The following is a 25032-nucleotide window of genomic DNA, read 5'->3' on the forward strand; positions in this document are numbered from 1 at the left end:
GCCCGCAGTTTGTTCGCACAGCCCGGCTTCGGCCGGGCTTTTTTTCGCCCGCGCGGCGGGCGGCGGCGGCGCCCATAAGCCAACTTCAAGTTGGCAAAAAACGGGGACGCATCGATTTTTATTGTGAGTTCGACCGCATTTGATTGCCCGCTCGCGGTTGCGCCGAGCGCTCTCGCGCGCCGGCCCTATCCGATTTAATACATAAATTTCAATGCTTTGCAGAACACATTCGGCAAAGTCAACGAGCGCCCCTAGCCAAAAAGCAAATATTACGGATGTGTTAAGTTCAGTTTCGTAAAGGGAGCGTTAAAGCCTCGGAAGGCAAGCAAAACACGCACATCGAAACAAGCACCTGCGTTTTTCACGCGTCACTTTCAGCTAGGGGAACCACCGATGGCAGCACCCAATTCGTTCGGCCTGCACCGCAGCAGGCTGACGGCAGCGCTCGTCTCCGCGATCGCCTTTTCCATTGCCGGCAGCGCCGGCGCCCAGGAAGCCGCCGCCGCCGAAGGCGCGGCCGCCACGCCGACCGACATCGACGCGGTCACCGTCACCGGCTCGCGCATCAAGCGCATCGGCTTCGTCACGCCGTCGCCGGTCGTGGGCATCAGCAACGAGGAAATCCGCGCCACCGGCGCGGTGACCATCGCCGACCTGATGACCACCCTGCCGCAGCTGTCGGCCACCTACACGCTCGGCAACTCGACCCGCTCGATCGGCACCGCCGGCCTGGGCCTGCTCGACCTGCGCGGCATGGGCACGACCCGCACCCTGGTGCTGGTCAACGGCCGCCGCCACGTCGGCGGTCTGTCCGGCTCGACCGCGGTCGACATCAACACCATCCCGGTCGAACTGATCGAGCGCGTGGAAGTGATCACCGGCGGCGCTTCGGCCGTGTACGGCGCCGACGCGGTCGCCGGCGTGGTCAACTTCATCATGAAGAAGAAGTTCGACGGCTACGAGCTGCGCGCGCAGACCGGCGACGCCAGCGAAGGCGACTTCAGCCGTTCGTTCTTCAGCTTCACCGGCGGCAACGAGTTCGCCGGCGGCCGCGGCAGCGTGGTGTACTCGGCCGAGTACAGCAAGCAGGACAACATCGGCCGCGCCGACCGCAAGATCGGGCGCGAGAACCTGGTCAGCATGCCGAACCCGAACTACAACCCGGCGCTGCCGCCGAGCCAGCAGAACCCGCAGCGCGTGTTCATGGGCCCGGGCGGCAACTCCAGCATTTCCTACGGCGGCACCTTCAACGCCGGCGGCAAGCGCTACCTGTTCAACGACGACGGCACCTTCCGCCCGGTCCGCTACGACGGCCCGCGCGACGGCGCCAACACCTGCGTCAACTGCGACTTCGTCGACCTCAACGGCGTGGCCGACCTGCAGCCGGGCTTCGACCGCTACAGCGCCAACGCGCTGGTGAACTTCGATATCAGCGAGAACCACAAGTTCTTCTTCGAAGGCAAATACACCAAGACCGAGTCCGAGTTCCGCGCCCAGCCGGCCTACGACCAGCCGTTCCGCATCCGCCGCGACAACGCCTACCTGTCGCCGCAGCTGGCCGCGCTGATGGACGCCAACGGCCTGAGCAGCCTGACCGACCGCGCGCAGATGCTGCAGGTCTCGCGCTTCAACGTCGACGCCGGCCGCCGCGGCGAGAACGTCGAGCGCACCACCCAGCGCTACGTCGCCGGCCTGGAAGGCTATCTGACCGAGAACTGGACCTACGAGGTCTCGGCCAACTACGGCCAGACCGAAGTCGACCGCCTCAACCTCAACAACCGCATCAACGACCGCTGGCAGGCCGGCATGGACGTGGTCCGCGACGGCGCCGGCAACCCGGTCTGCCGCGTGACCCTCGACCCGAACGCGATCAACCCGAACACCGGCGTGCGCTACCTCGACCTGTCGCGCCAGGGCTGCGTGCCCTTCAGCGTGTTCGGCAACGGCGCGGTCAACCCGCAGGCGGCCGCCTGGTTCAACTACGACGCGGTCAACCGCACCAAGCTGACCCAGAAGGTGTTCAGCGCTTCGGTCGCCAACAGCTCGCTGTTCGAGCTGCCGGCCGGCGGCGTCGGCTTCGCCGGCGGCGTGGAATGGCGCAAGGAGACCAGCCAGGAGATCACCGATCCGCTGGCGGCCCAGGGCCTGACCTTCCTCAACGCGATCCCGAGCCGCAAGGGCGAGTACAGCGTCAAGGAAATCTTCGCCGAAGCCACCATCCCGGTGCTCGCGGACCTGCCGGGCGTGCAGCGCCTGAGCCTGGACCTGGCCGGCCGCTACTCCGACTACAGCACGGTCGGCGAGACCAAGACCTGGAACATCGGCCTGGATTGGGCGGTCAACGACTCCTTCCGCGTCCGCGCCAGCCTGGCCCAGGCGGTGCGCGCGCCGAACATAGGCGAGCTGTTCAACCCGCAGACCCAGAACTTCGCGCCGATGAACGACCCGTGCGACACCCGCCCGGGCCGCACCAACTCGGTCAACACCGCGGCCGACCCGGCGCTGCGCGCGCGCAACTGCGCCGCGCTCGGCCTGCCGGCGAACTACCAGGACACCTACGGCGGCACCCGCCCGGGCGTCAGCGGCGGCAACCCGGACCTCGACGTCGAAGAAGCGCGTTCGTTCTCGTACGGCTTCGTCTGGCAGCCCGAGTTCATCCAGGGCTTCGGCCTGTCGGTGGACTACTGGCGCGTCAACCTGAAGGACGCGATCGGCGCGGTCACCGCCGAGCAGCTGGCGACCCGCTGCGTGGATTCGCCCGGCGGCATCGGCAACGAGTTCTGCGCCGCGATCAAGCGCGCTCCGGCCGGCGGCTACGTCGACTCGCAGGGCCGCACCTTCCCGGCCGGCGCGATCTACAACTGGACCGCGCTGAACGAGAACCTGGCCCGTTCGCGCCGCGCCGGCGTCGACATCGAAGCCGACTACCGCTTCGAGATGGCCGGCGGCCAGGCCGCGCTGCGCTTCGTCGGCACGCGCCTGATCTCCTCGCGCGAGTGGGCGTTCCAGGCCTTCCCGAACGAGTACCGCGAGTACCTGAACTACGTCAGCGACCCGCGCTGGCGCGCCTCGCTGACCGCCAACTACAAGCGCGGCAACTGGCGCGCGAGCTGGGACATGCGCTACATCCACACCAACCTGCGCGTGGAGCCGTGGAGCTACCAGAGCAACCCCGGCCAGGTGAACCCGATCCGCAACGGCTCGTACACCTACCACAACCTGCAGGTCGGCTATAAGGTCCCGAACACCGGTCTGGACCTGTACGTCGGCGCCGACAACGTGTTCGACAAGGATCCGCCGCTGAACTACTTCGGCGAAGCCGCGGCCAACTCGAACTACGAGACCATCGGCCGTTACGTGTACGCCGGCGCCAGCTACAAGTTCTAAGGCGGGCGTAATCACTGCTCCAAGCTCGTAGCGGAAAGCCCGGCGCAAGCCGGGCTTTTCGTTTTGCGCGGCGCGGCGGGCGCGGCGTTCGCGCCGCCGCGCGGGGCTCGTCGCGCGTGCCGGGCGCCCGGCTCTGCGCGCTCCCGCGCAAGCGCTTCGCGCGCCGCGGCTGAACCCGCGCCGCGCGGCTTCCATACCCGTGCGGATGCGGTATAAAGAACCTCGTCCCGCCGCGCCGGCCCACGGCGCGCGGCCACACGCTCACATCTCTGGGAGGGGATACATGCGTAAACAATTGCTCGCCCTGCTGCTGCTCGCGCTGCCGGCGGCGGCGTTCGCCCAGGCCACCCCGGTCGGGTCCTGGACCACGATCGACGACAAGACCCAAAAGCCCAAGTCGATCGTCGAGATCTACGAGGCCAAGGACGGCAGCCTCGCCGGCCGGGTCAACGAAGTGCTGCAGTCCGAGCACGGCCCCAACCCGGTCTGCGACAAGTGCGACGGCGAGCGCAAGGGCAAGCCGGTCAAGGGCATGGTCATCCTGTGGGGCATCCGCAAGAGCGGCGACACCTGGGAAGGCGGCAAGATCCTGGATCCGGCCAGCGGCAAGATCTATTCGGTCAAGGTCACCCCGCAGGAAGGCGGCAAGAAGCTGGAAGTGCGCGGCTTCATCGGCTTCTCGCTGATCGGCCGCAACCAGACCTGGATGCGTCACGAATAAGTCCTGGCCGGCCCGTGTCGCCTACGGAAGCCCGGCCCATGGCCGGGCTTCTTGCTTTCGCGCCTCCGCCGGCCGCCCCGGCTTGCGCGGCCGGGACTTCGGGCCCGGCGCTTTCGTCCCGGATCGCCGCGAGCGCGCCGCGAAGCCTCGGGCCTGACGGCCCCGCCGCAGAAGCATCCTCAAACCGCTTCACAAAACCAGCGGGCCCGCAGCCCGCCCACGCTTCACAGCCCGGCCGCTGCGGCCGCCCATGCCATAATTCACGACCACCTACGGCCCCCGTCTATGTCCCGCGAAATCGTCGTCTCCAACGCGCTGCCCTATGCCAATGGCGAGCTCCACCTCGGTCATCTGGTCGGCTACATGCAGGCCGACATCTGGGTGCGGGCGCAGCGCATGGCCGGCCACACCGTGCACTACATCTGCGCCGACGACACCCACGGCACGCCGATCATGCTCGCCGCGGAAAAGGCCGGGCAGACGCCGGAGGCGTACATCGCCCAGATCCAGGTCCGCCACGAGCGCGACTTCGCCGATTTCGGCGTGGCCTTCGACCACTACGACTCGACCAACTCGCCCGCCAACCGCCAGCTGACCGAGGCGATCTACGCGCGCCTGGACAACAACGGCCACGTCCAGAAGCGCTCGGTCGCGCAGTTGTTCGACCCGGTCAAGGGCATGTTCCTGCCCGACCGCTACGTCAAGGGCATCTGCCCGAACTGCAAGACCCCCGACCAGTACGGCGACAACTGCGAAAACTGCGGCGCCACCTACGCGCCGACCGACTTGCTCGAGCCGCGTTCGGTGGTCAGCGGCGCGACGCCGGAACTGCGCGACTCCGAGCATTTCTTCTTCGAAGTCGGACACTTCGAGCAGTTTCTGCGCGAGTGGCTCGCCGGCGACGTCGCCACCGCCGGCATCCGCGCCAAGCTGCACGAATGGCTCGATGCCGACGGCGGCCTGCGCGCCTGGGACATCTCGCGCGACGCGCCTTACTTCGGCTTCGAGATTCCCGGCCATCCGGGCAAATACCTGTACGTGTGGATCGACGCGCCGATCGGCTACCTCAGCAGCTTCCAGACCCTGTGCGAACGCAAGGGCCTGGATTTCTGGTCGTACCTCGCGCGCGACAGCCAGGCCGAGCTGCACCACTTCATCGGCAAGGACATCGTCACTTTCCACGGCCTGTTCTGGCCGGCGGTGCTGCACGGCGCCGGCTTCCGCGCGCCGACCCGGCTGCACGTCAACGGCTATCTGATGGTCAACGGCGAGAAGATGTCGAAGTCGCGCGGCACCTTCATCCAGGCCCGCACGTATCTCGACCAGGGCCTGGCCCCGGAAGCGCTGCGCTACTACTTCGCCACCAAGACCAGCGGCGGCGTCGAAGACATCGACCTCAACCTCGCCGACTTCGTCGCGCGGGTGAACTCCGACGTGGTCGGCAAGTTCGTCAACGTCGCCAGCCGCTGCGCCGGCTTCATCGAAAAGCACTACGCCGGCCGTCTCGCCGACGCGTTGCCGGAACCGGCGATGTATGCGCGCTTCGTCGAACAGCTCGCGCCGATCGCGCGCGCCTACGAAGCCAACGAAGCCGCCGGCGCGCTGCGCCTGACGATGGCGCTGGCCGACGAAGCCAACAAGTACATCGACGAGCGCAAGCCGTGGGTGCTGGCCAAGCAGGACGGCGCCGACGCCGAGCTGCAGGCGGTGTGCACCCAGGGCCTGAACCTGTTCCGCGTGCTCGCCGCCGCGCTCAAGCCGGTGCTGCCGCGCGTGGCCGCGCAGAGCGAGGCCTTCCTCGCCGCGCCGGTGACGCTGTGGAGCGACCTCGCCGAGCCGCTGAGGGCGCGCGACATCGCCGCCTACGTTCCCTTGTTCACCCGTATCGACTCGAAACTGATCGACGCCATGATCGACGCCAGCAAAGAATCCCTCGCCCCCGCCGCCGACGCCAAGCCCGCCAAGCCGGCGGCCAAGGCCGAAGCGCCCAAGGCCGAGGCCAAGCCCGACGCCGCCGCCGGCCCCGCCACCATCGCCATGGACGACTTCGCCAAGCTCGACCTGCGCGTGGGCAAGGTGCTGGCCTGCGAGTTCGTCGACGGCTCCGACAAGCTGCTGCGCTTCGAACTCGACGCCGGCGAACTCGGCAAGCGCCAGATCTTCTCCGGCATCCGCGGCTCCTACGCCGAACCCGACAAGCTGGTCGGCCGCAGCGTGGTGTTCATCGCCAACCTGGCGCCGCGCAAGATGCGCTTCGGCGTCAGCGAAGGCATGATCCTCTCGGCCGGTTTCGACGGCGGCAACCTGTTCCTGCTCGACGCCGACGGCGGAGCGGAACCGGGCATGCCGGTGCGTTGAGGCCAGGACATAGCGGATAGGCGATGGGAGATAGCCAGAGCAGAAGCGACACGCTGACGGCTTTGCTATCTCCCAGCTCCTGACCGCCAACGCCTAGCTCTCATGGACCTGACCGAACGCCTCGACCGCCTGCTGCCGCAGACCCAATGCGGCCAGTGCGGCTACGCCGGTTGCCGTCCCTACGCCGAAGCGATGGCGCACGGCGAGGCCGGCGTGGACCGCTGCCCGCCGGGCGGCGACGCCGGCGCGCGCGCCCTGGCGAAACTGCTGGACGTGCCGCCGCTGCCGTTCGACCGCGAACGCGGCCGCCATCTGGCGACGCCGCCGGTCGCGCTGATCGTCGAAGCCGACTGCATCGGCTGCACCAAATGCATCCAGGCCTGCCCGGTCGACGCCATCGTCGGCGCGGCCAAGCACATGCATACGGTGATCGAACCGTTGTGCACCGGCTGCGAGCTGTGCGTGCCGGCGTGCCCGGTGGATTGCATCGTGCTGGTCGCCCCCGCCGCGTAGTTCGCTATCTGCCTGTAGGAGCGGCGCGAGCCGCGACCGCGACAACGCAGCCACGTCGAAACTTTCATCGTAGTTGCGTTGTCGCGGTCGCGACTCGCGTCGCTCCTACAAAAAGCGCGAAACCCGCGCGGATCAGCGCTTGGGCTCGACCTTCTTGCTCTCGCGCGGGTCGTCCGGCGTCAGCTTCACCGACGGCGCCACTGCGGGCGCCGGCGCCGGCATCGGCGCCAGATCCGCGGTCCCGGCCGCGCAGGCCGAGCAGATCCGCTCGATCTTGTAGCCCTTCGCGCGCAGCCGCTCGACCAAACCGTCGTTTCCGAGCAGATGCAGGCTGCCGACCACCACCAGGGTGTCGCCCTTCTTCTGCTCGTCGAGCAGCTTCTGGATCTGCGGCACCCAGGCCTCGTTGCGCTCGACGTTGACGATGCGATAGGTCTGCGGCGTCTTGAGCTGCATCTCCACCCGCGCCTTCTCGTCGAGCTTGGCCAGGTCGGCTTCGCGCCAGGCGGTGTGCATTTCCTCGAGCATGGCCGGCACCTCGGTCGGTCGGTCGAGGAATTCGCGCAGCGCCTTGATCTGTTCGTCGGCGGGGCTGGCGTCCATCACGTCGAGCTGGTGGTCCATGCTCTCCAGCCCGGTCGCGCCCTTGCCGGCTTCGGACGCCTGGCGCATCAGGTACTGGTCCAGGCCCAGTTGCGGGCTGAAACCCAGCGACTGCGACACGCCCAGCACCAGCGACAGATTGACGAACCACGGCTCCAGCGCGTCGACCTGGCTCAGCGAGCGGCCGTTCTTGGCCAGCACCCGGTTGAGCTTTTCGCGCAGGTCGGCCGGCAGGGTCTGGCTGAGGGTGCGGCCGTCGTCGTAGCGCGCGCGCTGCAGGAAGCGCTGGCCGACGCTGGGGTCGAACATCTCCTGCGGCGCGACCTCGAACACCAGCTTGTCGGACGCGGCGAAGGCGCGGTCGATGTCGGACGACAGCGGATAGTCGTCGGCGCGCAGCAGATGGAACGAGCCGAGCAGGAACACCGCGTTGTCGGCGTCCGACACCCGCCACAGCAGCGGCACCGGCGGCGGCTTGGCCGCGCTGCGCGCCGCCTGCGCGACCGCGTCGGTGGCGGTGGCCGAAGTCAGCGGCGCGCTCAGCGCGACCGCGGCGCACAGGGGCAGGACGAACAGCTTGAGCAACCGCATGGGGGAGACGGACCTCGAAATGAGCGGGCGGCGGCCGCGGCGCGATGCGGCGCGCGGCGCGAGGAAACGGGCGCCCAGTGTAAGCGGTGGCGCCGGGGCTTCGTATTACGAAGCCGTAAACGGCTGCGGCCGCGAATCGCGGCGGGCCGGCAGAGGCGGAGCCGAACATCCAGGGTTTTATCCAGGCATGACTCTGAAGTCTCTGGATCCCCGCTTTCGCGGGGATGACGTCTGGCAAGAACGCGACGCAACCCACCTACCGTCATTCCCGCGAACGCGGGCTCCGCTTTACTTCGGCGAAGCCGAACATCCAGGGCTTTACCCAGGCATGACTCTGAAGTCTCTGGATCCCGCTTTCGCGGGGATGACGTCTGGCAAGGACGCGACGCAACCCACCTACCGTCATTCCCGCGAACGCGGGCTCCGCTTTACTTCGGCGAAGCCGAACATCCAGGGCTTTACCCAGGCATGACGCTGAAGTCTCTGGATCCCCGCCTTCGCGGGGATGACGACCGGTGAGGACGCAGCGAAACCCACCCACCCGTCGTTCCCGCGAACGCGGGCTCCGCTCTACCTCAGCGGAGTCGAATACCAAAGCCTCACCGCGACCAACCGCTCAAGACGCATGCGCCGCCTTCCCAGCCGGCTTGTACGCCTTCTCCCCCGCGGTGACCTCCAGGTCCAGGCGGTTGCCTTCCGGCGGCAGCGGGCAGGTCGCGAACGGGGTGAACGCGCACGGCGGGTTGTAGGCCTTGTTGAAATCGACCGTGACCTTGCCCTGCAGGTTCGGCCGCGGCACGTCGAGGAAACGCCCGGCGCTGTAGCTGCCGTGGCCGCTGGTGCGGTCGGCGAACACCAGCATCAGCTCGTCGCCGCCCTGGTCCAGGGCTTCGATGCGATAGGTGCGGCCGTCGCGCTCGAACTCGATCGCGCCGGGGTTCGGCGTCGGCTCGATCACGCCGATGATGTTGGCGACCTCGATGGTCTGCCCGGCGGGATGGGCGACGAACTTGGCGCTGACCTTCCAGTCCTGCTGCGCCGGCCAGTAGTCGATGCCGCCGAAACCGGTGCGGCTCGGCGCGTCGGCGTGGCGCACGCGCAGGTAGTAGTTGCCGCCGCGCTTGATCGCGGTCAGCAGGCCCTTGCCCTCGTCGAAACCGATCCGGGTCGGGCCGGCCGGCGAATCGTCGGCCAGCAGCACCGCCGCGCCCTTGAGCGGCTGTTCGTTGAGGGTCAGCGCCAGCCCGCGCTCGGGCACGAAGCGCAGCCGGCCCTTGTCGAGGTTCAGCAGGCCGACATGGCCGGGGCCGACGCTCAGGCGGATGCCGTTGTCGGCGTCGCGGCCGAAGTAATGCGCGCCGGCGTCGATCGGGTGCAGCCCGACCAGGCTGGTCCAGCCGTCGGGCTTGAGCAGTTCGGCGCTGCGCTGCTCGCGCCACAGCTGCTGGTCGCGCTGGAAATCCTCGCCGGCGTGGGCGACGCGCTCGGCCTCCTTGGCGCGTTCGGCCTTCTGCGCGGTCGAATCGCAGGCGGCCAGCGCCGGCAGCAACAAGGCCGCGCACATCAGCGCGCGCCATGCGGACGCGGCGGGCACGAGGGACATGAGCGAACGGACAGCGGCGGTCATCAGCGCCCTCGCAGGAACCAGCGGTCGATTTCCGACAGGGTGAAGCGGGCCCAGGTCGGGCGCCCATGATTGCATTGCCCGGAGCGTTCGGTCGCCTCCATTTCGCGCAGCAAGGCGTTCATTTCCGGCAAAGTGAGACGGCGATTCGCGCGCACCGCGCCGTGGCAGGCCATCGTCGCGAGCAATTCGTCGCGGGCCGCGCCGACCCGGCGCGATTCGCCGTGTTCGCGCAGGTCGGCCAGCACGTCGCGCAGCAGCGCTTCGACGTCGCCGTGGGCGAGCAGCGCCGGCACCGCGCGCAGCGCCAGCGACTGCGGGCCGGAGCGGGTGACCTCGAAGCCGAGCGCGGTCAGGGTCGCCTCCTCGCGCTCGGCCACCTCGGCCTCGCGCTCGGACACCGCCAGGGTCGCCGGCACCAGCAGCGGCTGGGTGCGCAGGCCTTCGTGGTCGTGGGCGAACTTGAGCTTCTCGTAGCCGATGCGTTCGTGCGCGGCGTGCATGTCGACCACGATCAGGCCTTCGGCGGTCTCGGCCAATACATAAATTCCGTGTAACTGGGCGATGGCGTAGCCCAGCGGCGGCAGGGTTTCGTCGTCGCTGTGCGGCAGCGCCGGCATCGGCGCGGCGGCGTAGGCGCCGCCGGCGCCGGAGTAGCCTGCGCCGGGACTTCCGGCGTAGCCGCCCGCGGACGCGCCGCCGCCGTTGTTGCCGTACAGCGCCACATAACCGGCCTGGGTCTCCTGCACGCGCAGCGCCAGCGGCGCGGTCGGGCGGTACTGGTACATGCCCGCCTGCGACGGCGCCGCGCCGGCGGCCGCCTCGGCGCCATATGCGCCGCCGTAGGCGCCGCCTGCGCCGCCGGCCTCGCCGGTCTGCGCCGACGGCAGCGTCCCCGCGCGCGTCTCGGCCAGCGCATCGTTGAGCGTGCGGTAGACGAAGTCGTGGATCAGCCGCGCATCGCGGAAACGCACCTCGTGCTTGGCCGGGTGCACGTTGACGTCGACCCGGCGCGGATCCAGTTCCAGGAACAGCACGTACGCCGGCTGGCGGCCGTGGAACAGCACATCCGAATAGGCCTGCTTGACCGCGTGGGCGATGCTGCGGTCGCGCACCGAGCGGCCGTTGACGTAGAGGTATTGCTGGTCGGCGCTGGCGCGGTTGTACGACGGCTGCGCGATCCAGCCGTGCAGGCGCAGGCCGGCGCCGCTGTGGTCCACGCGCAAGGCGTTGCGCGCGAACTCCTCGCCGAGCGCCTCGCCGATGCGCACGTCCGACAGGCCGATGTCGACCAGGTCGCCCTCGCCTTTCCAGCGCCGGGTCGGCTTGCCGTTGTGCGACACGCGCAGTTCGACATCCGGCCGCGCCAGCGCCAGCTGGCGCAGCCATTCCTCGATATGGCCCAGCTCGGTGCGCTCGGCCTTCAGGAACTTGCGCCGCGCCGGCACGTTGAAGAACAGGTCGCGCACCTCGACCGTGGTGCCTTGCGGATGCGGCTTCGGCGCGATCTCGCCGAGCCGGCCGCCGTCGATCTCCAGCACCGCGCCGCGCTCCTCGCCGATCCGGCGCGAGCACAGCGAGAAGCGGCTGACCGAAGCGATCGACGGCAGCGCTTCGCCGCGGAAGCCAAGGGTGACGACGCCTTCCAGGTCGTCGAGCGACGCGATCTTGCTGGTCGCGTGGCGCGACACCGCCAGCGGCAGTTCGTCGGCGGCGATGCCCTTGCCGTCGTCGCGGATCCGGATCAGCCGCACCCCGCCCTCCTCCAGGTCGATGTCGACCCGGCGCGCGCCGGCGTCGAGCGCGTTCTCGACCAGTTCCTTGACCACGGACGCGGGCCGTTCGACCACTTCGCCGGCGGCGATCTGGTTGATGAGGGTGTCGGGGAGCTGGCGGATGGTCACGGCGGCGTTCCGGTGCGCGCGCGCACCGCGGGGGATTGGGAATCGATCATAGCCGCTGCCGCCGCGGCTCCGCGATCCGCATCCTGCGCTCTCAGCGTTGCGCCCGCGTTGCGGTCGCCGGCGCCGCAACGAAAACGGCCCCGGGATCGCCGGGGCCGTCGGAATCGATTGCGCTGGACCGGCCCGTCAGGGACTGCCGCCGAAACCGCCGCCCTGCTGCGGCGCGGCCTGCTGGGCCTCGGCGCGCGCGGCGTACAGCGAGCCCGGCGGCGGCTGGCGGGTGAAGTAGTTGTTGATCCCGCCGAGCACGGCGCGGGCCAGCGCGCGCTGGTGCGCGGGATCGGTCAGGCGCCGCTCTTCTTCCGGATTGGAGATGAAGTTGGTCTCGACCAGCATCGCCGGCATGTCCGAGGTGCGCAGCACCGCGAAGTTGGCCTTTTCCACGTGCGGCTTATGGTTGTTGCCGACGTCGCGCAGGCCTTCGAGCACGTGCGAGGCGGCGTCTTCGGACGCCTTCATGTGGCCGCTCTGGGTCAGGTCGAGCAGCACCGAAGCCAGGGTGTTGTCGGTCTGCTGCAGGCGCACGCCGCCGATCAGGTCGGACGCGTTTTCCTTGTCCGCCAGCCAGCGCGCGCGCTGCGAGGTCGCGCCCTTGAGCGACAGCACGTACACCGAGGAGCCGCGCGCGCTGCGGTTTTCCGCGGCGTCGGCGTGGATCGAGACGAACATGTCGGCCTTGGCCTGGCGCGCCAGCTGGGCGCGCCGCGGCAGCGGGATGAACACGTCGGTATCGCGGGTCATGTAGGCCTTCAGGCCCGGCGTGGCATTGATCTGGCGCGCCAGCTCGCGGCCGATCGCCAGGGTCACGTCTTTTTCGCGCTTGCCGCCCTGGCCGATCGCGCCCGGGTCCTGGCCGCCGTGGCCGGGATCGATGGCGATGATCAGCGGGCGCATGCCGCGGCCGCGCATCACGTCCTTGAGCGTCTTGACCGCGCCGGCCGGCGGCGCGGGCTCGGCGGCCGGCGGCGCGGCGGCGGCGGCCGGGTTGTTGTTGGCGAGCGCATTGGCGGCGGCCGAGCCCGGCATCGGCGTCGGCACGCCGGTGGCGATGCGGGTGGGAACGCCCGTAGCGATGCGGGTCGGAACGCCGGTCGCGACGGTGGTCGGCACCGGCGCCTGCGCGGCTTGTTCGAACACGGCTTGGTTGGCGGCCTGCTGCGCGCCGGACGGCGGCGCGGCGGCGGCCACGGCCGGGGCGGCGCCCGGCGGCTGGCCCGCCGGCGCGGAATGCGCGGCCGCCGCAGGCGCGCCGGCGCCGTTGCGCGCGGCGAGTTCGGCGATCAGGCGGCTGGTGGCGGCGTTGGAGGCGATCGCCGGGTCGGCCGGCTCGGCGCCGGCGTTGGACGGGGCCTGCGCGGCGACGTTCTGGAACGCGGCAGCCGCAGCCGGCGCGGACGCCAGCGCAGCCGCGGGCGCGGCCGGCTTGGGTTCGGGCGCCTTCGGCGCCGCAGCGATCGCGGCCGCCGGTTCGCTGCCGTCGCCCGGCCACTCCAGGACCAGACGCGGGCCGCCCGGGCCCTGCTCGATGCGCGGCTTGAGCACCGCCACCGGCTGGGCCAGATCGAACACGATGCGTGCGGTGCCGGGCTGCGGCTCGCCGCTGCGCACGGATTTGACGATGCCGGAACCGGCCGGAAGCTTGACGCCCTTGCCGAGGCTCGAGGCCGGCAGATCGACCACGAGGCGGTCGGGGCCCTTGAGGCTGATGACTTTGTATTGGCCGGCGCCGTCGAGAACGATCTCGGCGCGGGTGCCGGTGGCCCCGTTGCTGAGCTCCAAGCCCTTGATTTCGCTGGCATGAGCGAGATTCCAGGCCAGCGCTGCCAAGAGCGCCAGGCCCATCAGGACTTTCTGAACGGTGGCCCCCTTGACTCGCATGGGCGTAAGTCAAGCACTGGGATAATCGAATTGCAAGTATTTTTTCCTTGCAAATCCGGTACCTGCCGCCACTTCCTAGGGAATCGTTCAGGAGTCGGCCGCAAACGCCCCTGTATCACGGCTTTGAGCGACCGCTGCCAGCCACGCCCGGCCGGCCGCGCTGGCCGCCGACACGCGGGCGCTGCGGCCCGCCCCGTCCACGGCCAGGTCGATGCGCAGATCGGCCGCCGGCAGCCAGCCGCGGCCGCGTTCGGGCCATTCGATCAACCATAGCGTGGCCTCGCCGCCGTCCAGGCCGAGGAACTCCAGCTCGCCGGCGTCGCCGATGCGGTACAGGTCCAGGTGCCAGGCTTCGCCGCCGTCGCTCAAGGGATAGCGCTCGACCAGGGTGTAGGTCGGGCTGCGGATCGCGCCCTGCACGCCGAGCGCGCGCAGCAGCGCGCGCGCCAGCGTCGACTTGCCGGCGCCGAGGTCGCCGTGCAGATGCGCGTACAGCACCGGCGCGGCGGCGCCGGCGCGCGCGGCCGCAAGCGCCGCGCCGAGCGCGTCGGTGGCGTCGGCGTCGGCCAGATGCAGGTTCAATTCGGAAGCGGTCGCGGAACTCATCGCGAAATCATCGCTCATCCGCACGCGGATTGGCGCAGCGGCGCAGCCACGGCATCAGGTCGCTCGGCAACAGCCCGCGCTCGCCGCCCTCCTGCGCAGCGCGGTCGCCCGCGACTGAATGCAGCAATGCGCCGCAACTGGCGGCGTCGAACGCGTCCAGGCCTTGCGCGCGCAGCGCCGCGATCGCGCCGCTGAGCGCATCGCCCATGCCGCCCACGGCCATGCCGGGATTGCCCGCGCCGATCGTGCGCACGCCCTGCCCCAGCGCGTGCACCAAGGTGCCGGCGCCCTTCAACACCACCGCGCAGCGATAGCGTTCGCTCAACGCGCGCACCGCGGCGTAGCGGTCGGATTGGATGCGCGAAGCGTCGCTGCCCAGCAGGCGCGCGGCTTCGCCGGGATGCGGCGTGAGAATGCAATCGGCCGGCAACGCGCGCGGCTGCGCGGCGAGCAGGTTCAATGCATCGGCATCGAGCAGCAGCGGCTTGCCGCTGGCGAGCGCGGCGGCGAACAGATGCGCGCCCCATTCGTGCTGGCCCAGGCCCGGGCCGATCGCGATCACGTCGGCGGCGTCGAGCGCGGCGCGCGCGTCTTCGCTGGATTCGACCGCGCGCGGCATCGCTTCGGGCAGGCGCGCAAGCAGCGGCGCGATGTGGTCGGCGCGGGTCGCCGCATCGACCAATCCGGCGCCGCTGCGCAGCGCCGCCTGCGCGCACAGCAGCGGCGCGCCGCCGTGGCCGTGGTCGCCGCCGATGCACAGCACACGGCCGTTGCGGCCCTTGTGGCTGTCGCGCCGGCGCGGCCGCAGCCAGCGGCGCAGGTCGCCGGCGCGCAGCCATTCGGCGACCGGATACACGCCGTAGTCGGGCACGCTCAGGCCCAGATCGGCGAGGACGAGTTCGCCGCAAAAATCCAGCGCCGCGCCGGTGCGCAGGCCGTGCTTGCGGGCGATGAATTCGAGCGTGCAGTCGGCGACGACCGCGGCGCCGTCGGCCGCGCCGCGGTCGGCATCGACGCCGCTGGGAACGTCGAGCGCGAACACCGGCGCGGGGTGCGCGTTGATCGCGTCGATCAGCGCGCCGGCGGCGGCGTCCGGCGGGCGCGACAGGCCGATGCCGAACAGCGCGTCGACGACCGCGTCGGCCGCCGGCAGCGCGCCGTCGAATTCGACGACGGCGCCGCCGGCGTCGAGGTACTCGGCGGCGGCGCGTTGCGCCAGTTCGCCGCGCGGTGCGTGTTCGCTCAGCCGCACCACCGCGACCCGGCGGCCGTTGCGCTGCGCATGCGCGGCCATGACATAACCGTCGCCGCCGTTGTTGCCGGGCCCGCACACCACCAGCAGCGAATAGGCCTGGGTCCAGCGGTCCAGCCACTCGCGCCACGCGGCCTCGCCGGCGCGGCGCATCAGTTCGTAAGCGTCGCCGAGGCGGTCGGCCGCGGCCTGCTCCACCGCGCGCAAGGCCGCGGCGTCGTACAGAGCGGCTTCGGAAGGCGTTGCGGCGCGCGCGCCGAGCGTTTCAGCGGACCTGGACATGCGCTGATTCTATACTTGCCGCACTGTGAGCCAGATCGACGCCAGCCCCAGTTCCAACGATCCCGCCAGCCGTCCCGCGCCCGACTATTCGGCGCTGGCGCAGCGCGTGCGCGCGCTGGCGCGCGAATTCGGCTTCCAGCGCTGCGGCATCAGCGGGGTCGAACTGGGCCAGGACGAGGCCTATCTGCTGGATTGGCTGGAACGCGGCCTGCACGGTTCGATGGACTGGATGGCGCGCCACGGCGAGCTGCGCGCGCGGCCGCAGCAACTGCTGCCCGGCACGGTGCGGGTGATTTCGGTCGGCCTGGACTACGGCCGCCGCGACGACGACGAGGCCTGGGCGACGCTGGCCGACGGCGAACGCGCCTACGTCGCGCGCTACGCGCTCGGCCGCGACTACCACAAGCTCATGCGCCAGCGCCTGCAAAAGCTGGCCGAGCGCCTGGCCGAACTGGTGGGGCCGTTCGGTCACCGCGTGTTCGTCGATTCGGCGCCGGTGCTGGAACGCGCGCTGGCGCGCAACGCCGGGCTCGGCTGGATCGGCAAGCACACCTGCCTGATCGACAAGGACGGCGGCTCGTGGTTCTTCCTCGGCGAAATCTACGTCGACCTGCCGCTGCCCGTCGACGCGCCGGCCAGCGCGCATTGCGGCACCTGCACGCGCTGCATCGACATCTGCCCGACCCAGGCCATCGTCGCGCCGCACCGGCTCGACGCGCGCCGCTGCATCGCCTACCTGACCATCGAGCACGACGGCGCGATTCCGCTGGAACTGCGCGAGCCGATCGGCAACCGCATCTTCGGCTGCGACGACTGCCAGCTGGTCTGCCCCTGGAACAAGTTCGCGCAACGCAGCGACGAGCCGGATTTCCGCGCCCGCAACGAGCTCGACCGGGCGACGCTGGCGCAGTTGTTCGCCTGGGACGAAGACGAATTCCTGCGCCGCACCGAAGGCTCGGCGATCCGCCGCAGCGGGCACGAGCGGTGGTTGCGCAATATCGCGGTGGCGTTGGGCAATGCGCCGACGACGCCGGAGGTGGTGGAGGCGTTGCGTTCGCGGCGCGAACATCCGAGCGCGTTGGTCCGCGAGCACGTCGAATGGGCGCTCGCGAAGCACGACGTCCCCCTGTAGGAGCGGCGCGAGCCGCGACCGCGACAACGCAACTACGATGAAAGCAACGGCGTAGTTGGGTTGTCGCGGTCGCGGCTCGCGCCGCTCCTACGCAAAACAACAACGGCGCCGAAGCGCCGTCGTTTCGATCAACCGCGCAACCGCGCCAACAACTCGCGCGTCACCGGATCCTCCGCCTCGGCCTCGCCGGCCAGCGCCGGCAGCAGCTTGCTGGCGACCTGCTTGCCGAGTTCGACGCCGAACTGGTCGAAGGCGTTGATGCCCCAGAACACCGATTGCAGATAGACGCTGTGCTCGTACATCGCCAGCAGCGCGCCGAGCGAGGCCGGGGTCAGCGCGTCGAGCAGGATCGTCGTGCTCGGCCGGCCGCCGGCATAGGCGCGGTGCGGATCGTCGCTGGTCTGGCCGTTGGCGAAGGCCTCGGTCTGCGCCAGCAGGTTGGCGTGCAGCGCGCGGTGGTTCTGCGGGTACGGCGCATCGCTGCGGACCACGCCGATGAAGTCCGCGGGGACGATCGAGGTGCCCTGGTGCAGCGCCTGGAAGAAGCTGTGCTGGGTGTCGGTGCCCGCCCCGCCCCACCACACCGGCACGGTGTCTTCGCCGACCGGCGTGCCGTCGAGCTTGACCGACTTGCCCAGGCTTTCCATCACCAGCTGCTGCAGATAATTCGACAGCAGCTTCAGCCGCTCGTCGTAGGCCAGCACCGCCTGGGTCGCATAGCCCAGGCCGTTGCGGTTCCAGATCGAGGTCAGCGCATGCCACGCGGCGAGGTTGTCCGGCAGCGGCGTCTGCAACACGTGCGCGTCCATCTGCGCCGCGCCGGACAGGAACTGTTCGAACGCGTCCATGCCGATCGCCAGCGCGATCGGCAAACCCACCGCCGACCACAGCGAATAGCGGCCGCCGACCCAGTCCCACATCGGCAGGATGCGTTCGGGCGGGATGTTGAAGGCCTGCGCCGGGCGTTCGAGATTCGCGCTGATCGCGTACAGGCGCGAGTCGTCGCCGAGCCAGTCGCGCAGGATGCCGCCGTTGAGCAGCGTCTCCTGGGTGCCGAAGGTCTTGGAGATCAGCAGCGCCGCGGTCCGCTTCGGGTCGAGCCCGGCCAGCGTGCGCTGGGCCGCGTGGCCGTCGACGTTGGACAGGAAATGGACGCGGAAGCGGCCCGGCTTGGGCCCGCTCAGCGCGTCCACGGCCAGGCGCGGGCCGAGGTCGGAGCCGCCGATGCCGACGCTGACGATGTCGGTGACTTCGCTCGCCTCCAATGCTTCGATGGTCGCGCGCATCTGCGCGCGCGCCTTGAGCGCCTGGCGGTGCGCGTCGCGGGCGATCGGCGCGTGGGAGAAGTCGCCGCGCAACGCGGTGTGCAGCGCCGGCCGGCCTTCGGTGACGTTGACGGTCTGGCCGTCGAACAGCGCCTTGACGCGCTCGACGCTGCCGGCCGCCTCAGCGGCGCGGAACAACCACGCCAGCGCGTCGCGGTCGTAGCGCTGACGGGCGAAGCTGGCGTAGACGGGGCCGACCTTGAGAGCGAAGTCGCCGGCGCGGGCCGGGTCGGACGCGATCAGCCGGGACAGCGGCGTGGCAGCGACGCGCCCGACTTCGGCGCGCAGCTCGTGGAGTCGGGGGTCGTCGCTCATCGTGCGTCGGTTCTCAGGCGGCCTGTGCCGGCATCGAGTGGTTGGTGTGGGTCAGCTGGTTGTGGCGGTCCACGTAGACCAGGGTCGGCTTGTACTTGGCCGCCTCGGCTTCGTCGCAGATGCCGTAGGCGCAGATGATGACCAGGTCGCCGGGCTGGGCCTTGTGCGCGGCCGCGCCGTTGACCGAGATCACCCCGCTGCCCTCCTCGCCGCGGATGGCGTAGGTCGAGAAGCGGTGGCCGCTGTTGATGTTGTAGATGTGCACCATCTCGTACTCGCGGATGCCCGAGATGTCGAGCAGGCGGCCGTCGATCGCGCAGGAGCCTTCGTAATGCAGCTCGGCGTGGGTGACGGTGGCGCGGTGGATCTTGGCCTTGAGCAGATTCAGTTGCATGTCGGTCACTCGTGGGCCCGCGGACGCGCGGGCGCGAAGGGTTTGAAGTCTAGCAGCGCATGGCGCGCTGCAACATGGCCTGGACGGAGTTGGGACGCAACGCAGCTTTCCCGCCCTGGGCCGCCCCGGAACCGGGCCGGAGCCCTGTTCAGGCGCAGATCGCTCAGACCGCGAATTCGAGGTTGTCGATCAGCCGGGTCCGGCCCAGGCGCGCGGCGATCAGCGCGACCCGCTCGCCGTCGCCGGGCTCGCCGGCCTCGGGCAGGCTCAGGTCCGGGCGGCGCAGCGCGGCGTAATCGACTTCGAAACCGGCCTCGGCGAGCCGGCGCGCGGCGGCGGCCTCGACCGCCTCGCGTCCCTGCCCGGCCTGGACGGCTTCGCGCATCGCCTGCAGGGCGCGGTGGATCTCCGGCGCGCGCGCGCGTTCGCTGTCGGACAGGTACTGGTTGCGCGAGCTCATCGCCAGCCCGTCGGCCTCGCGCCGGGTCGGCGCGGCGACGAGTTCCAGCCCGAACGCGAGGTCGCGGACCATGTAGCGGATCACCGCGAGCTGCTGGTAGTCCTTGCGGCCGAACACGGCCACGTCCGGACGCACCTGGTTGAACAAGCGCGCGACCACGGTCGCGACGCCGTCGAAATGGCCCGGGCGGTGCGCGCCTTCGAGAGTTTCGGTCACGCCCGGCACCGCGATCCGCACGGTGCGCTCGGCGCCGTACGGATACATGGTCTCCACCGACGGCCGCCACAGCAGGTCGCAGCCGGACGCGCGCAGGCCTTCGGCGTCGGCCTCGGGGGTGCGCGGGTAGCGGCTGAAATCCTCGTTCGGGCCGAACTGGGTCGGATTGACGAACACGCTCGCCACGACCCGGTCGGCGCGCTCGCGCGCGAGCTTGATCAGCGAGTGATGGCCCTCGTGCAGGTTGCCCATCGTCGGCACGAAGGCGACGCTGTGGCCGGACGCGCGCCAGGCCTGCAGGGTGGAACGCAGGGCGCCCAGTTGATCGACGGTCAGCATGCGGTAACTCGTGGAGTGACGGCGCGGTCCGTGCGCGACGGGCCGGCGCGCGCGGCGCCGGTTACGGAATCGGCGACGGCCTGGAGCCCAGGCCGGTCGATGGTTCGAAGCTGGGGCCGGCGGCCGCGGATTTCCAGGCCGCGCCGGCGCGCCGCGATTCAGTCGTAGGAATGCGCGGCGTCGGGGAAGCTGCCGTCGCGCACCGCCTGCCCGTAGGCGGCGAAGGCGCCGGCGACCGAGCCGCCCTCGGCCAGGAAGTCCTTGACGAACTTGGGCCGGCGGTGGCCGGAGTTGACCCCGAGCAGGTCGTGCAGCACCAGCACCTGGCCGTCGCAATGCGGGCCGGCGCCGATGCCGATGGTCGGAATGGCCAGGTCGGCGGTGATCGCCTCGGCCAGCCCGGTCGGCACGCATTCCAGCACCAGCAGCGCGGCGCCGGCCGCGGCGACCGCGCGCGCGTCGCTGCGCAGCTTGGCCGCGGTGGCGTCGTCGCGGCCCTGCAGCTTGTAGCCGCCCAGGCGCAGCACCGACTGCGGGGTCAAGCCGAGGTGGGCGCAGACCGGGATTTCGCGCTCGACCAGGAAGCGGATCGCTTCGAGCTTGTGCTCGCCGGCGCCTTCGATCTTGACCATCGCCGCGCCCGCGCGCAGCAGCGCGATGGAGGCGTCGAGCGCGCGTTCGGGCGTAGCGTCGGACCCGAACGGCAGGTCGGCGATCAGCAGCGCCTTGCTGAGCCCGCGGGCGACGCAGGCGGTGTGGTAGGCCATATCGGCCGCAGTCACCGGCAAGGTGCTGGCGTGTCCCTGAACGACCATGCCGAGCGAATCGCCGACCAGCACCAGGTCGGTGCCGGCGGCGTCCATCGTGCGGGCGAAACTGGCGTCGTAGGCGGTCAGCATCACCAGCTTGCGGCCTTCGCGCTTGGCGTCGGCGAGCATGGGCACGGTCCAGGCTTTGCGCTTCTCGGAAGGCGTGGCGTCGGTCGGAGCCGAGGTGTACATGGGCGGAAGTCCGGTGGCGACGGACGTGGTGGGGAGGTCGCTTAACTTAGCAGGTTGCCGCGCGCTGGCGGCCCTCGCCGCTGCAACGCTGTCGCGCCGCCACGCGCGGGCAAGCCGGTCGGCAACCCGCACAAACACGCGCAGCCCCGTTCGCCCCGTGTAGGAGCGGCGCGAGCCGCGACCGCGCCAACTCAGCCACGGCGAAACCCCGCGAACTGTGCGGCCGGTACCCGATCTGTCGACGCGCGCCCCATTCGCGAACGCAGTCTTGCGTCTGCGGCGATCGCGTGAGTCGCGCCGCAGTTGCGTTGGCGCGGTCGCGGCTTGCGCCGCTCCTACAGGGGGCCGCTCCTACAGGGGGTTTTCCGGCGGCAATGCTTCGATGCCGCCCAGGTCGATCCGCGCCAGCGCCTCGCGCGCCGGGCCGATCCCGGGGATCGCGACGTCCGGCGCGATCTCCACCAGCGGCGCCAGCGCGAACGCGCGCTCGTGCAGATGCGGGTGCGGCACGTGCAGGCCGGCTTCGGCGATGGTCGCCTCGCCGTACAGCAGCAGGTCCAGGTCCAGCGTGCGCGGGCCCCAGCGATCGCTGCCGTCGGCGCTGCGCGCGCGGCCGGCATCGCGTTCGATGCCCAGCATCGCCGCCAGCAGCTCGCGCGCCGGCAGCGCGGTGTCCAGCTGCGCGACCGCGTTGAGGAAGTCGGGCTGGTCGGTGCGGCCCCAGGCCGCGGTGCGGTACAGCCGCGAGGCGCACACCAGTCGCGAACCGGGCAGGCCGGCGAGCGCGCGCACGGCCGCGCGCAGCACCGCGGCGCTGTCGCCGAGGTTGCTGCCCAGACCGATGTAGGCGGAAACGAGGGAAGTCATGGCGTGCGGCGCGGACGGACGGCGGATGGACTGCGAACGCGGCGTCCGCGCGGGCCGCGAAACGGGCCCGCGCGCAGCGGCGCGACATCGACGAAACGGAACCGGCTAACGGAAATCGGGCAACCCCAAACGATGCAGCGGGCCGGCGCGAACCGCGCCGGCGCCGCAGCGCGGCGCGTTACTCCGCCGCGTTGCCGACCGGCGCGCCGCGACGGCGCCGACGACGCTTGCGCGGAGCGCCGCCTTCGCCGCCCTCCTCGTCGCCGTCCTCGCCGGAACGCGCCTGCGCTTCCTGCTGCGCCAGCAATTCGTTGGGATGCTGCTGCGCCTCGCGCCAGAACTCGACGTCGCCGGCGTGTTCGGCGGACGCGGCCATGCGCAGGCTGAGGAAATCGAACGCGGCGCGGAAGCGCGGATGCGACAGCAAGCGGAACACGCGCTTGCGCTGGCGCTGCTGGAAGCGCGATTGCAGCAGCCAGATCTCCTGCATCGGCAGCGAGAACCGGCGCGGCAGCGCGATGGTCGCGAGCTGATGCAGGGTGACCCGGTCGGCGGCGCGGCGCTGCGCCTCGGCGGTGTGCACGCCCTGCGCCTGCAGGCCCATCAGGTCGCGGCAATACGCCGGCCACAGCAGCAGCGCGAACAGGAACGCCGGCGACACCGGCTCGTCGGCGGCGACGCGCGCGTCGGTGCCCTTGAGCCCTTCCAGCACCATCCGCCGCAACGCGCCGCTGCGGTTGGACTTCAGCGCCGCGGCGCTTTCCGGCAGCAGCGCCGGCAGCAGGCCGTAGCGCTCCAGGCCGAGGAAGCTCTCGACCGCGTGGCCGGACAGGAACAGCTTCAGGCATTCCTCGAACAAGCGCGCCGGCGCGGCTTCGGCCAGCAGCGGCGCCAGGTGCGGAATCGGCTCGGCGGTGCCGCGTTCGATCTCGAAACCGAGCTTGGCCGCCAGGCGCACCGCGCGCAGCATCCGCACCGGGTCTTCGCGGTAGCGCGTTTCCGGATCGCCGATCAGGCGCATCAAACGGTTCTGCACGTCCTCGAAGCCGCCGACGTAGTCGCGCACCGAGAAATCCTCGACCGCGTAATACAGCGCGTTGGCGGTGAAATCGCGGCGCACCGCATCGTCTTCGATGCTGCCGTAGACGTTGTCGCGCAGCAGCCGGCCGCCGTCGTCGGTCTCGCGGTCGCCGCTGCCGTCGTCGATGTTGGCGCGGAACGTCGCCACTTCGATGATCTCGCGGCCGTAGACCACGTGGGCCAGGCGGAAGCGACGGCCGATCAGGCGGCAGTTGCGGAACAGTCCCTTGACCTGCTCGGGCGTGGCGTCGGTGGCCACGTCGAAGTCCTTGGGATGGCCGCCGACCAGGATGTCGCGGACCGCGCCGCCGACCAGGTAGGCGCCGAAGCCGCTGTCGCGCAGGCGGTACAGCACGCGCAAGGCGTTCGGGCTGATGTCCTTGCGCGAGACATTGTGCTGATCGCGCGGGATGACCCGCAGCGAAGTCGGGATAGGGGATGAGTAATTGTCGGCTTGCATCGAACGCGGACGCGCCGCCTTATCTGAAAGAAATCAATCGGGTCAGGCCGTTGCCGGAGGCTGCGGCGGCGCATATACTAGCAGGCCGCACAGGATTGAGAGACTGGGCGGTCCGCCAGGAAGCCTCCGGTCGCCGGAGCCCCCGCCGGAAGCATCATCGCTCCCTTCGTCTAGAGGCCTAGGACGTGGCCCTCTCAAGGCTAAAACACGGGTTCGAATCCCGTAGGGAGCGCCATTCAAGCGACTCGGTCGCAGAACAAGCCCGCCTCGCGCGGGCTTTTTCGTTTCCCGGCCCCTCGCCTGCGTTCGCGGGCGAGCGCGCCGGGGCCGCGCCAGACGCCACGCGCGGCCTTGGGCCGGCGCGGCGCGAATGGCTAAACTATCGGCCGCCCGGCCTGCCACGTAACCGGACCACCACAGGACCCAGCCATGCCCTTCGTCGTCACCGAGAACTGCATCAAGTGCAAGTACACCGACTGCGTCGAGGTGTGCCCGGTGGATTGTTTCCATGAAGGCCCGAATTTCCTGGTGATCGATCCGGACGAGTGCATCGACTGCACCCTGTGCGAGCCGGAATGCCCGATCAACGCGATCTACCCCGAGGACGACGTGCCGGCCGGCCAGGAAGGCTTCGTCGCCCTCAACGCCGAGCTGGCCAAGGCCTGGCCGGTGATCACCACGCGCAAGGACGCCCTGGCCGACGCCAAGGATTGGGAAGGCAAGACCGGCAAGATCGACCTGCTCGAACGCTGAGCCCGGCCGCGGCCGCCGCGGCGCCGCGAAAAAGTTCCGCAACACCCTGAAACTGCCGGGTTTTCGGCGCGGATGCGTTCATCCGCGCGCGCCTAGACTGGCCGCGGTCCCTTCACGCCGCGCCGCCATGTCCAAGCTCCTGCCGTTCGGCCTGCTGCTCGCGCTCTGCCTCACCCCCGCCGCGACCGGCGCCCAGCACCGCGGGTTCGATCTCTCGCAGTTGGATCTGTCGCAACTCGACCTGTCGCGGCTGGATCCGGCCGCGATCATGGCCAGCGCCAACGACACCCTGATGCGCGCGCCCGACGATCGCATCGACGGCCTGCTCCAGGCCCTGCGCAGCGCCTCGCGCGACCGCGCCGACGCCGCGACCTTGTGCGCGCTGTTCGATCCGCGCGCCGACCGCAGCGCGCAGGCGCTGATGGCGGCGGCGCAACGGCTCAGTCCCGACAGCCACCAGCGCTTCGGCAATGCGCTGATCGAGATCGCCGCGAGCGGCCTGCAGAGCCCGCGCCAGCCTTACGACGGCGCCGGCGCGAAGCAGTCGCTGAAGTCGGCCGCGGCCCGGGCGATGATCTTGCACGACGGCTTCGGCGCCGGGCTCAACGCCGACGGCGCCGACGAGGCCTCCAGGCAGGCGCGCTGCCAGTCGTTCGCGTGGCTGCTCGATGCCTTGGGCGATCAGCCGCTGGCGCAACGCGCCGGGGCGATGCGGCTGATGTTGAACGAAGGGATGAGCCGGTTGGCGGTGCGCTGAGCGGCAGACGGCGGAGCCGCCGGAAGCGAGGCGTCGAGCCTGAGGCCCTGCCGCAAGCGCGGGCCCGCCAAGGCGCCCCTGCCGTCGCGGGAGAACGATCAGGCCCGATGCCTTCGGCTAAGCCGCGGCGAACCTGTCCCCACCAACGAAAACG

General features: G+C 70.4%; 19 protein-coding genes and 1 tRNA gene. 8 read left to right on the plus strand and 12 right to left on the minus strand.

What is annotated here, in order from left to right; translation table 11 throughout:
• Window positions 1-393 precede the first annotated feature (393 nt).
• The 4 genes from JHW38_RS06775 (at window position 394) to rnfB (ending at window position 6979) form a co-directional block, all read left to right on the plus strand.
• Window positions 394-3387 carry a TonB-dependent receptor domain-containing protein gene (locus JHW38_RS06775; protein WP_207525220.1) on the plus strand — a complete coding sequence of 998 codons (2994 nt, stop codon included), beginning with the start codon at window positions 394-396 and terminating at the stop codon, window positions 3385-3387.
• A gap of 283 nt (window positions 3388-3670) precedes the next feature.
• Window positions 3671-4108 (plus strand): DUF2147 domain-containing protein, encoded by a 438-nt coding sequence (locus JHW38_RS06780; RefSeq protein ID WP_207525221.1) that lies wholly within the window; start codon window positions 3671-3673, stop codon window positions 4106-4108.
• A gap of 285 nt (window positions 4109-4393) precedes the next feature.
• Entirely contained in the window at window positions 4394-6466 is a 2073-nt protein-coding gene (gene metG, locus JHW38_RS06785) for a methionine--tRNA ligase (protein WP_207525222.1), read from the plus strand.
• A gap of 102 nt (window positions 6467-6568) precedes the next feature.
• Window positions 6569-6979: an Rnf electron transport complex subunit RnfB gene (gene rnfB / locus JHW38_RS06790; RefSeq protein ID WP_207525223.1), complete on the plus strand. Its 411-nt coding sequence runs from the start codon at window positions 6569-6571 to the stop codon at window positions 6977-6979.
• A 132-nt stretch (window positions 6980-7111) separates the two neighbouring features.
• Here the strand turns inward: rnfB and JHW38_RS06795 are convergent, their stop codons facing one another.
• From JHW38_RS06795 to JHW38_RS06820, 6 genes are all read right to left on the minus strand, one after another.
• Window positions 7112-8173, minus strand: a complete 1062-nt coding sequence (locus tag JHW38_RS06795) for a TraB/GumN family protein (RefSeq protein ID WP_207525224.1) — start codon at window positions 8171-8173, stop codon at window positions 7112-7114.
• Between the two features lie 616 nt (window positions 8174-8789).
• Window positions 8790-9776, minus strand: coding sequence for a DUF1684 domain-containing protein (locus JHW38_RS06800; RefSeq protein ID WP_207525225.1), 987 nt, complete (start codon window positions 9774-9776; stop codon window positions 8790-8792).
• 23 nt (window positions 9777-9799) lie between these two features.
• Complete coding sequence (gene mutL, locus JHW38_RS06805) at window positions 9800-11701, minus strand: DNA mismatch repair endonuclease MutL (RefSeq protein WP_207525226.1); 1902 nt, start codon at window positions 11699-11701, stop codon at window positions 9800-9802.
• A 186-nt stretch (window positions 11702-11887) separates the two neighbouring features.
• The gene (locus tag JHW38_RS06810; RefSeq protein ID WP_207525227.1) at window positions 11888-13603 is read right to left on the minus strand and encodes an N-acetylmuramoyl-L-alanine amidase; all 1716 of its coding nucleotides are present in this window, start codon (window positions 13601-13603) and stop codon (window positions 11888-11890) included.
• A gap of 123 nt (window positions 13604-13726) precedes the next feature.
• Window positions 13727-14245, minus strand: a complete 519-nt coding sequence (gene tsaE / locus JHW38_RS06815; protein WP_207525228.1) for a tRNA (adenosine(37)-N6)-threonylcarbamoyltransferase complex ATPase subunit type 1 TsaE — start codon at window positions 14243-14245, stop codon at window positions 13727-13729.
• Window positions 14246-14252: 7 nt separating this feature from the next.
• A complete protein-coding gene (locus JHW38_RS06820) occupies window positions 14253-15779 on the minus strand; it encodes an NAD(P)H-hydrate dehydratase (protein ID WP_207525229.1) in 1527 nt (508 codons plus the stop codon).
• Window positions 15780-15873: 94 nt separating this feature from the next.
• Between JHW38_RS06820 and queG the strand changes: the two genes are divergently transcribed.
• Window positions 15874-16911 carry a tRNA epoxyqueuosine(34) reductase QueG gene (gene queG / locus JHW38_RS06825; protein ID WP_242691367.1) on the plus strand — a complete coding sequence of 346 codons (1038 nt, stop codon included), beginning with the start codon at window positions 15874-15876 and terminating at the stop codon, window positions 16909-16911.
• 128 nt (window positions 16912-17039) lie between these two features.
• On the opposite strand, the gene pgi is transcribed toward queG, so the two are convergent.
• From pgi to pcnB, 6 genes are all read right to left on the minus strand, one after another.
• Window positions 17040-18551 (minus strand): glucose-6-phosphate isomerase, encoded by a 1512-nt coding sequence (pgi, locus tag JHW38_RS06830; RefSeq protein WP_207525230.1) that lies wholly within the window; start codon window positions 18549-18551, stop codon window positions 17040-17042.
• Window positions 18552-18564: 13 nt separating this feature from the next.
• Window positions 18565-18945 (minus strand): aspartate 1-decarboxylase, encoded by a 381-nt coding sequence (gene panD, locus JHW38_RS06835; protein ID WP_123647667.1) that lies wholly within the window; start codon window positions 18943-18945, stop codon window positions 18565-18567.
• A gap of 163 nt (window positions 18946-19108) precedes the next feature.
• Window positions 19109-19960 (minus strand): pantoate--beta-alanine ligase, encoded by an 852-nt coding sequence (gene panC / locus JHW38_RS06840; RefSeq protein ID WP_207525231.1) that lies wholly within the window; start codon window positions 19958-19960, stop codon window positions 19109-19111.
• Between the two features lie 158 nt (window positions 19961-20118).
• Window positions 20119-20961, minus strand: a complete 843-nt coding sequence (gene panB, locus JHW38_RS06845) for a 3-methyl-2-oxobutanoate hydroxymethyltransferase (RefSeq protein WP_207525232.1) — start codon at window positions 20959-20961, stop codon at window positions 20119-20121.
• Between the two features lie 351 nt (window positions 20962-21312).
• Window positions 21313-21828: a 2-amino-4-hydroxy-6-hydroxymethyldihydropteridine diphosphokinase gene (folK, locus tag JHW38_RS06850; RefSeq protein ID WP_207525233.1), complete on the minus strand. Its 516-nt coding sequence runs from the start codon at window positions 21826-21828 to the stop codon at window positions 21313-21315.
• A 178-nt stretch (window positions 21829-22006) separates the two neighbouring features.
• Window positions 22007-23368 (minus strand): polynucleotide adenylyltransferase PcnB, encoded by a 1362-nt coding sequence (gene pcnB, locus JHW38_RS06855; protein ID WP_207525234.1) that lies wholly within the window; start codon window positions 23366-23368, stop codon window positions 22007-22009.
• Between the two features lie 159 nt (window positions 23369-23527).
• Between pcnB and JHW38_RS06860 the strand changes: the two genes are divergently transcribed.
• From JHW38_RS06860 to JHW38_RS06870, 3 genes are all read left to right on the plus strand, one after another.
• Window positions 23528-23603: transfer RNA gene (locus tag JHW38_RS06860), tRNA-Glu, on the plus strand.
• Window positions 23604-23797: 194 nt separating this feature from the next.
• Window positions 23798-24121, plus strand: a complete 324-nt coding sequence (fdxA, locus tag JHW38_RS06865; protein WP_074865034.1) for a ferredoxin FdxA — start codon at window positions 23798-23800, stop codon at window positions 24119-24121.
• Between the two features lie 127 nt (window positions 24122-24248).
• The gene (locus JHW38_RS06870) at window positions 24249-24878 is read left to right on the plus strand and encodes a hypothetical protein (protein ID WP_207525235.1); all 630 of its coding nucleotides are present in this window, start codon (window positions 24249-24251) and stop codon (window positions 24876-24878) included.
• Window positions 24879-25032: the final 154 nt, after the last annotated feature.

It is taken from the genome of Lysobacter enzymogenes (assembly GCF_017355525.1).
Taxonomy (GTDB): domain Bacteria; phylum Pseudomonadota; class Gammaproteobacteria; order Xanthomonadales; family Xanthomonadaceae; genus Lysobacter; species Lysobacter enzymogenes_C.

What these genes read in the sequence shown, in the direction of transcription:
- fdxA (WP_074865034.1), top strand. Translation starts at nt 23,798, where the DNA reads ATGCCCTTCGTCGTCACCGAGAACTGCATCAAGTGCAAGTACACCGAC.
- folK (WP_207525233.1), bottom strand. Translation starts at nt 21,828, where the DNA reads ATGACTTCCCTCGTTTCCGCCTACATCGGTCTGGGCAGCAACCTCGGC.
- JHW38_RS06780 (WP_207525221.1), top strand. Translation starts at nt 3,671, where the DNA reads ATGCGTAAACAATTGCTCGCCCTGCTGCTGCTCGCGCTGCCGGCGGCG.
- JHW38_RS06800 (WP_207525225.1), bottom strand. Translation starts at nt 9,776, where the DNA reads ATGTCCCTCGTGCCCGCCGCGTCCGCATGGCGCGCGCTGATGTGCGCG.
- JHW38_RS06810 (WP_207525227.1), bottom strand. Translation starts at nt 13,603, where the DNA reads ATGGGCCTGGCGCTCTTGGCAGCGCTGGCCTGGAATCTCGCTCATGCC.
- metG (WP_207525222.1), top strand. Translation starts at nt 4,394, where the DNA reads ATGTCCCGCGAAATCGTCGTCTCCAACGCGCTGCCCTATGCCAATGGC.
- pgi (WP_207525230.1), bottom strand. Translation starts at nt 18,551, where the DNA reads ATGAGCGACGACCCCCGACTCCACGAGCTGCGCGCCGAAGTCGGGCGC.
- JHW38_RS06820 (WP_207525229.1), bottom strand. Translation starts at nt 15,779, where the DNA reads ATGTCCAGGTCCGCTGAAACGCTCGGCGCGCGCGCCGCAACGCCTTCC.
- panC (WP_207525231.1), bottom strand. Translation starts at nt 19,960, where the DNA reads ATGCTGACCGTCGATCAACTGGGCGCCCTGCGTTCCACCCTGCAGGCC.
- pcnB (WP_207525234.1), bottom strand. Translation starts at nt 23,368, where the DNA reads ATGCAAGCCGACAATTACTCATCCCCTATCCCGACTTCGCTGCGGGTC.
- JHW38_RS06870 (WP_207525235.1), top strand. Translation starts at nt 24,249, where the DNA reads ATGTCCAAGCTCCTGCCGTTCGGCCTGCTGCTCGCGCTCTGCCTCACC.
- panB (WP_207525232.1), bottom strand. Translation starts at nt 20,961, where the DNA reads ATGTACACCTCGGCTCCGACCGACGCCACGCCTTCCGAGAAGCGCAAA.
- JHW38_RS06775 (WP_207525220.1), top strand. Translation starts at nt 394, where the DNA reads ATGGCAGCACCCAATTCGTTCGGCCTGCACCGCAGCAGGCTGACGGCA.
- panD (WP_123647667.1), bottom strand. Translation starts at nt 18,945, where the DNA reads ATGCAACTGAATCTGCTCAAGGCCAAGATCCACCGCGCCACCGTCACC.
- JHW38_RS06795 (WP_207525224.1), bottom strand. Translation starts at nt 8,173, where the DNA reads ATGCGGTTGCTCAAGCTGTTCGTCCTGCCCCTGTGCGCCGCGGTCGCG.
- rnfB (WP_207525223.1), top strand. Translation starts at nt 6,569, where the DNA reads ATGGACCTGACCGAACGCCTCGACCGCCTGCTGCCGCAGACCCAATGC.
- tsaE (WP_207525228.1), bottom strand. Translation starts at nt 14,245, where the DNA reads ATGAGTTCCGCGACCGCTTCCGAATTGAACCTGCATCTGGCCGACGCC.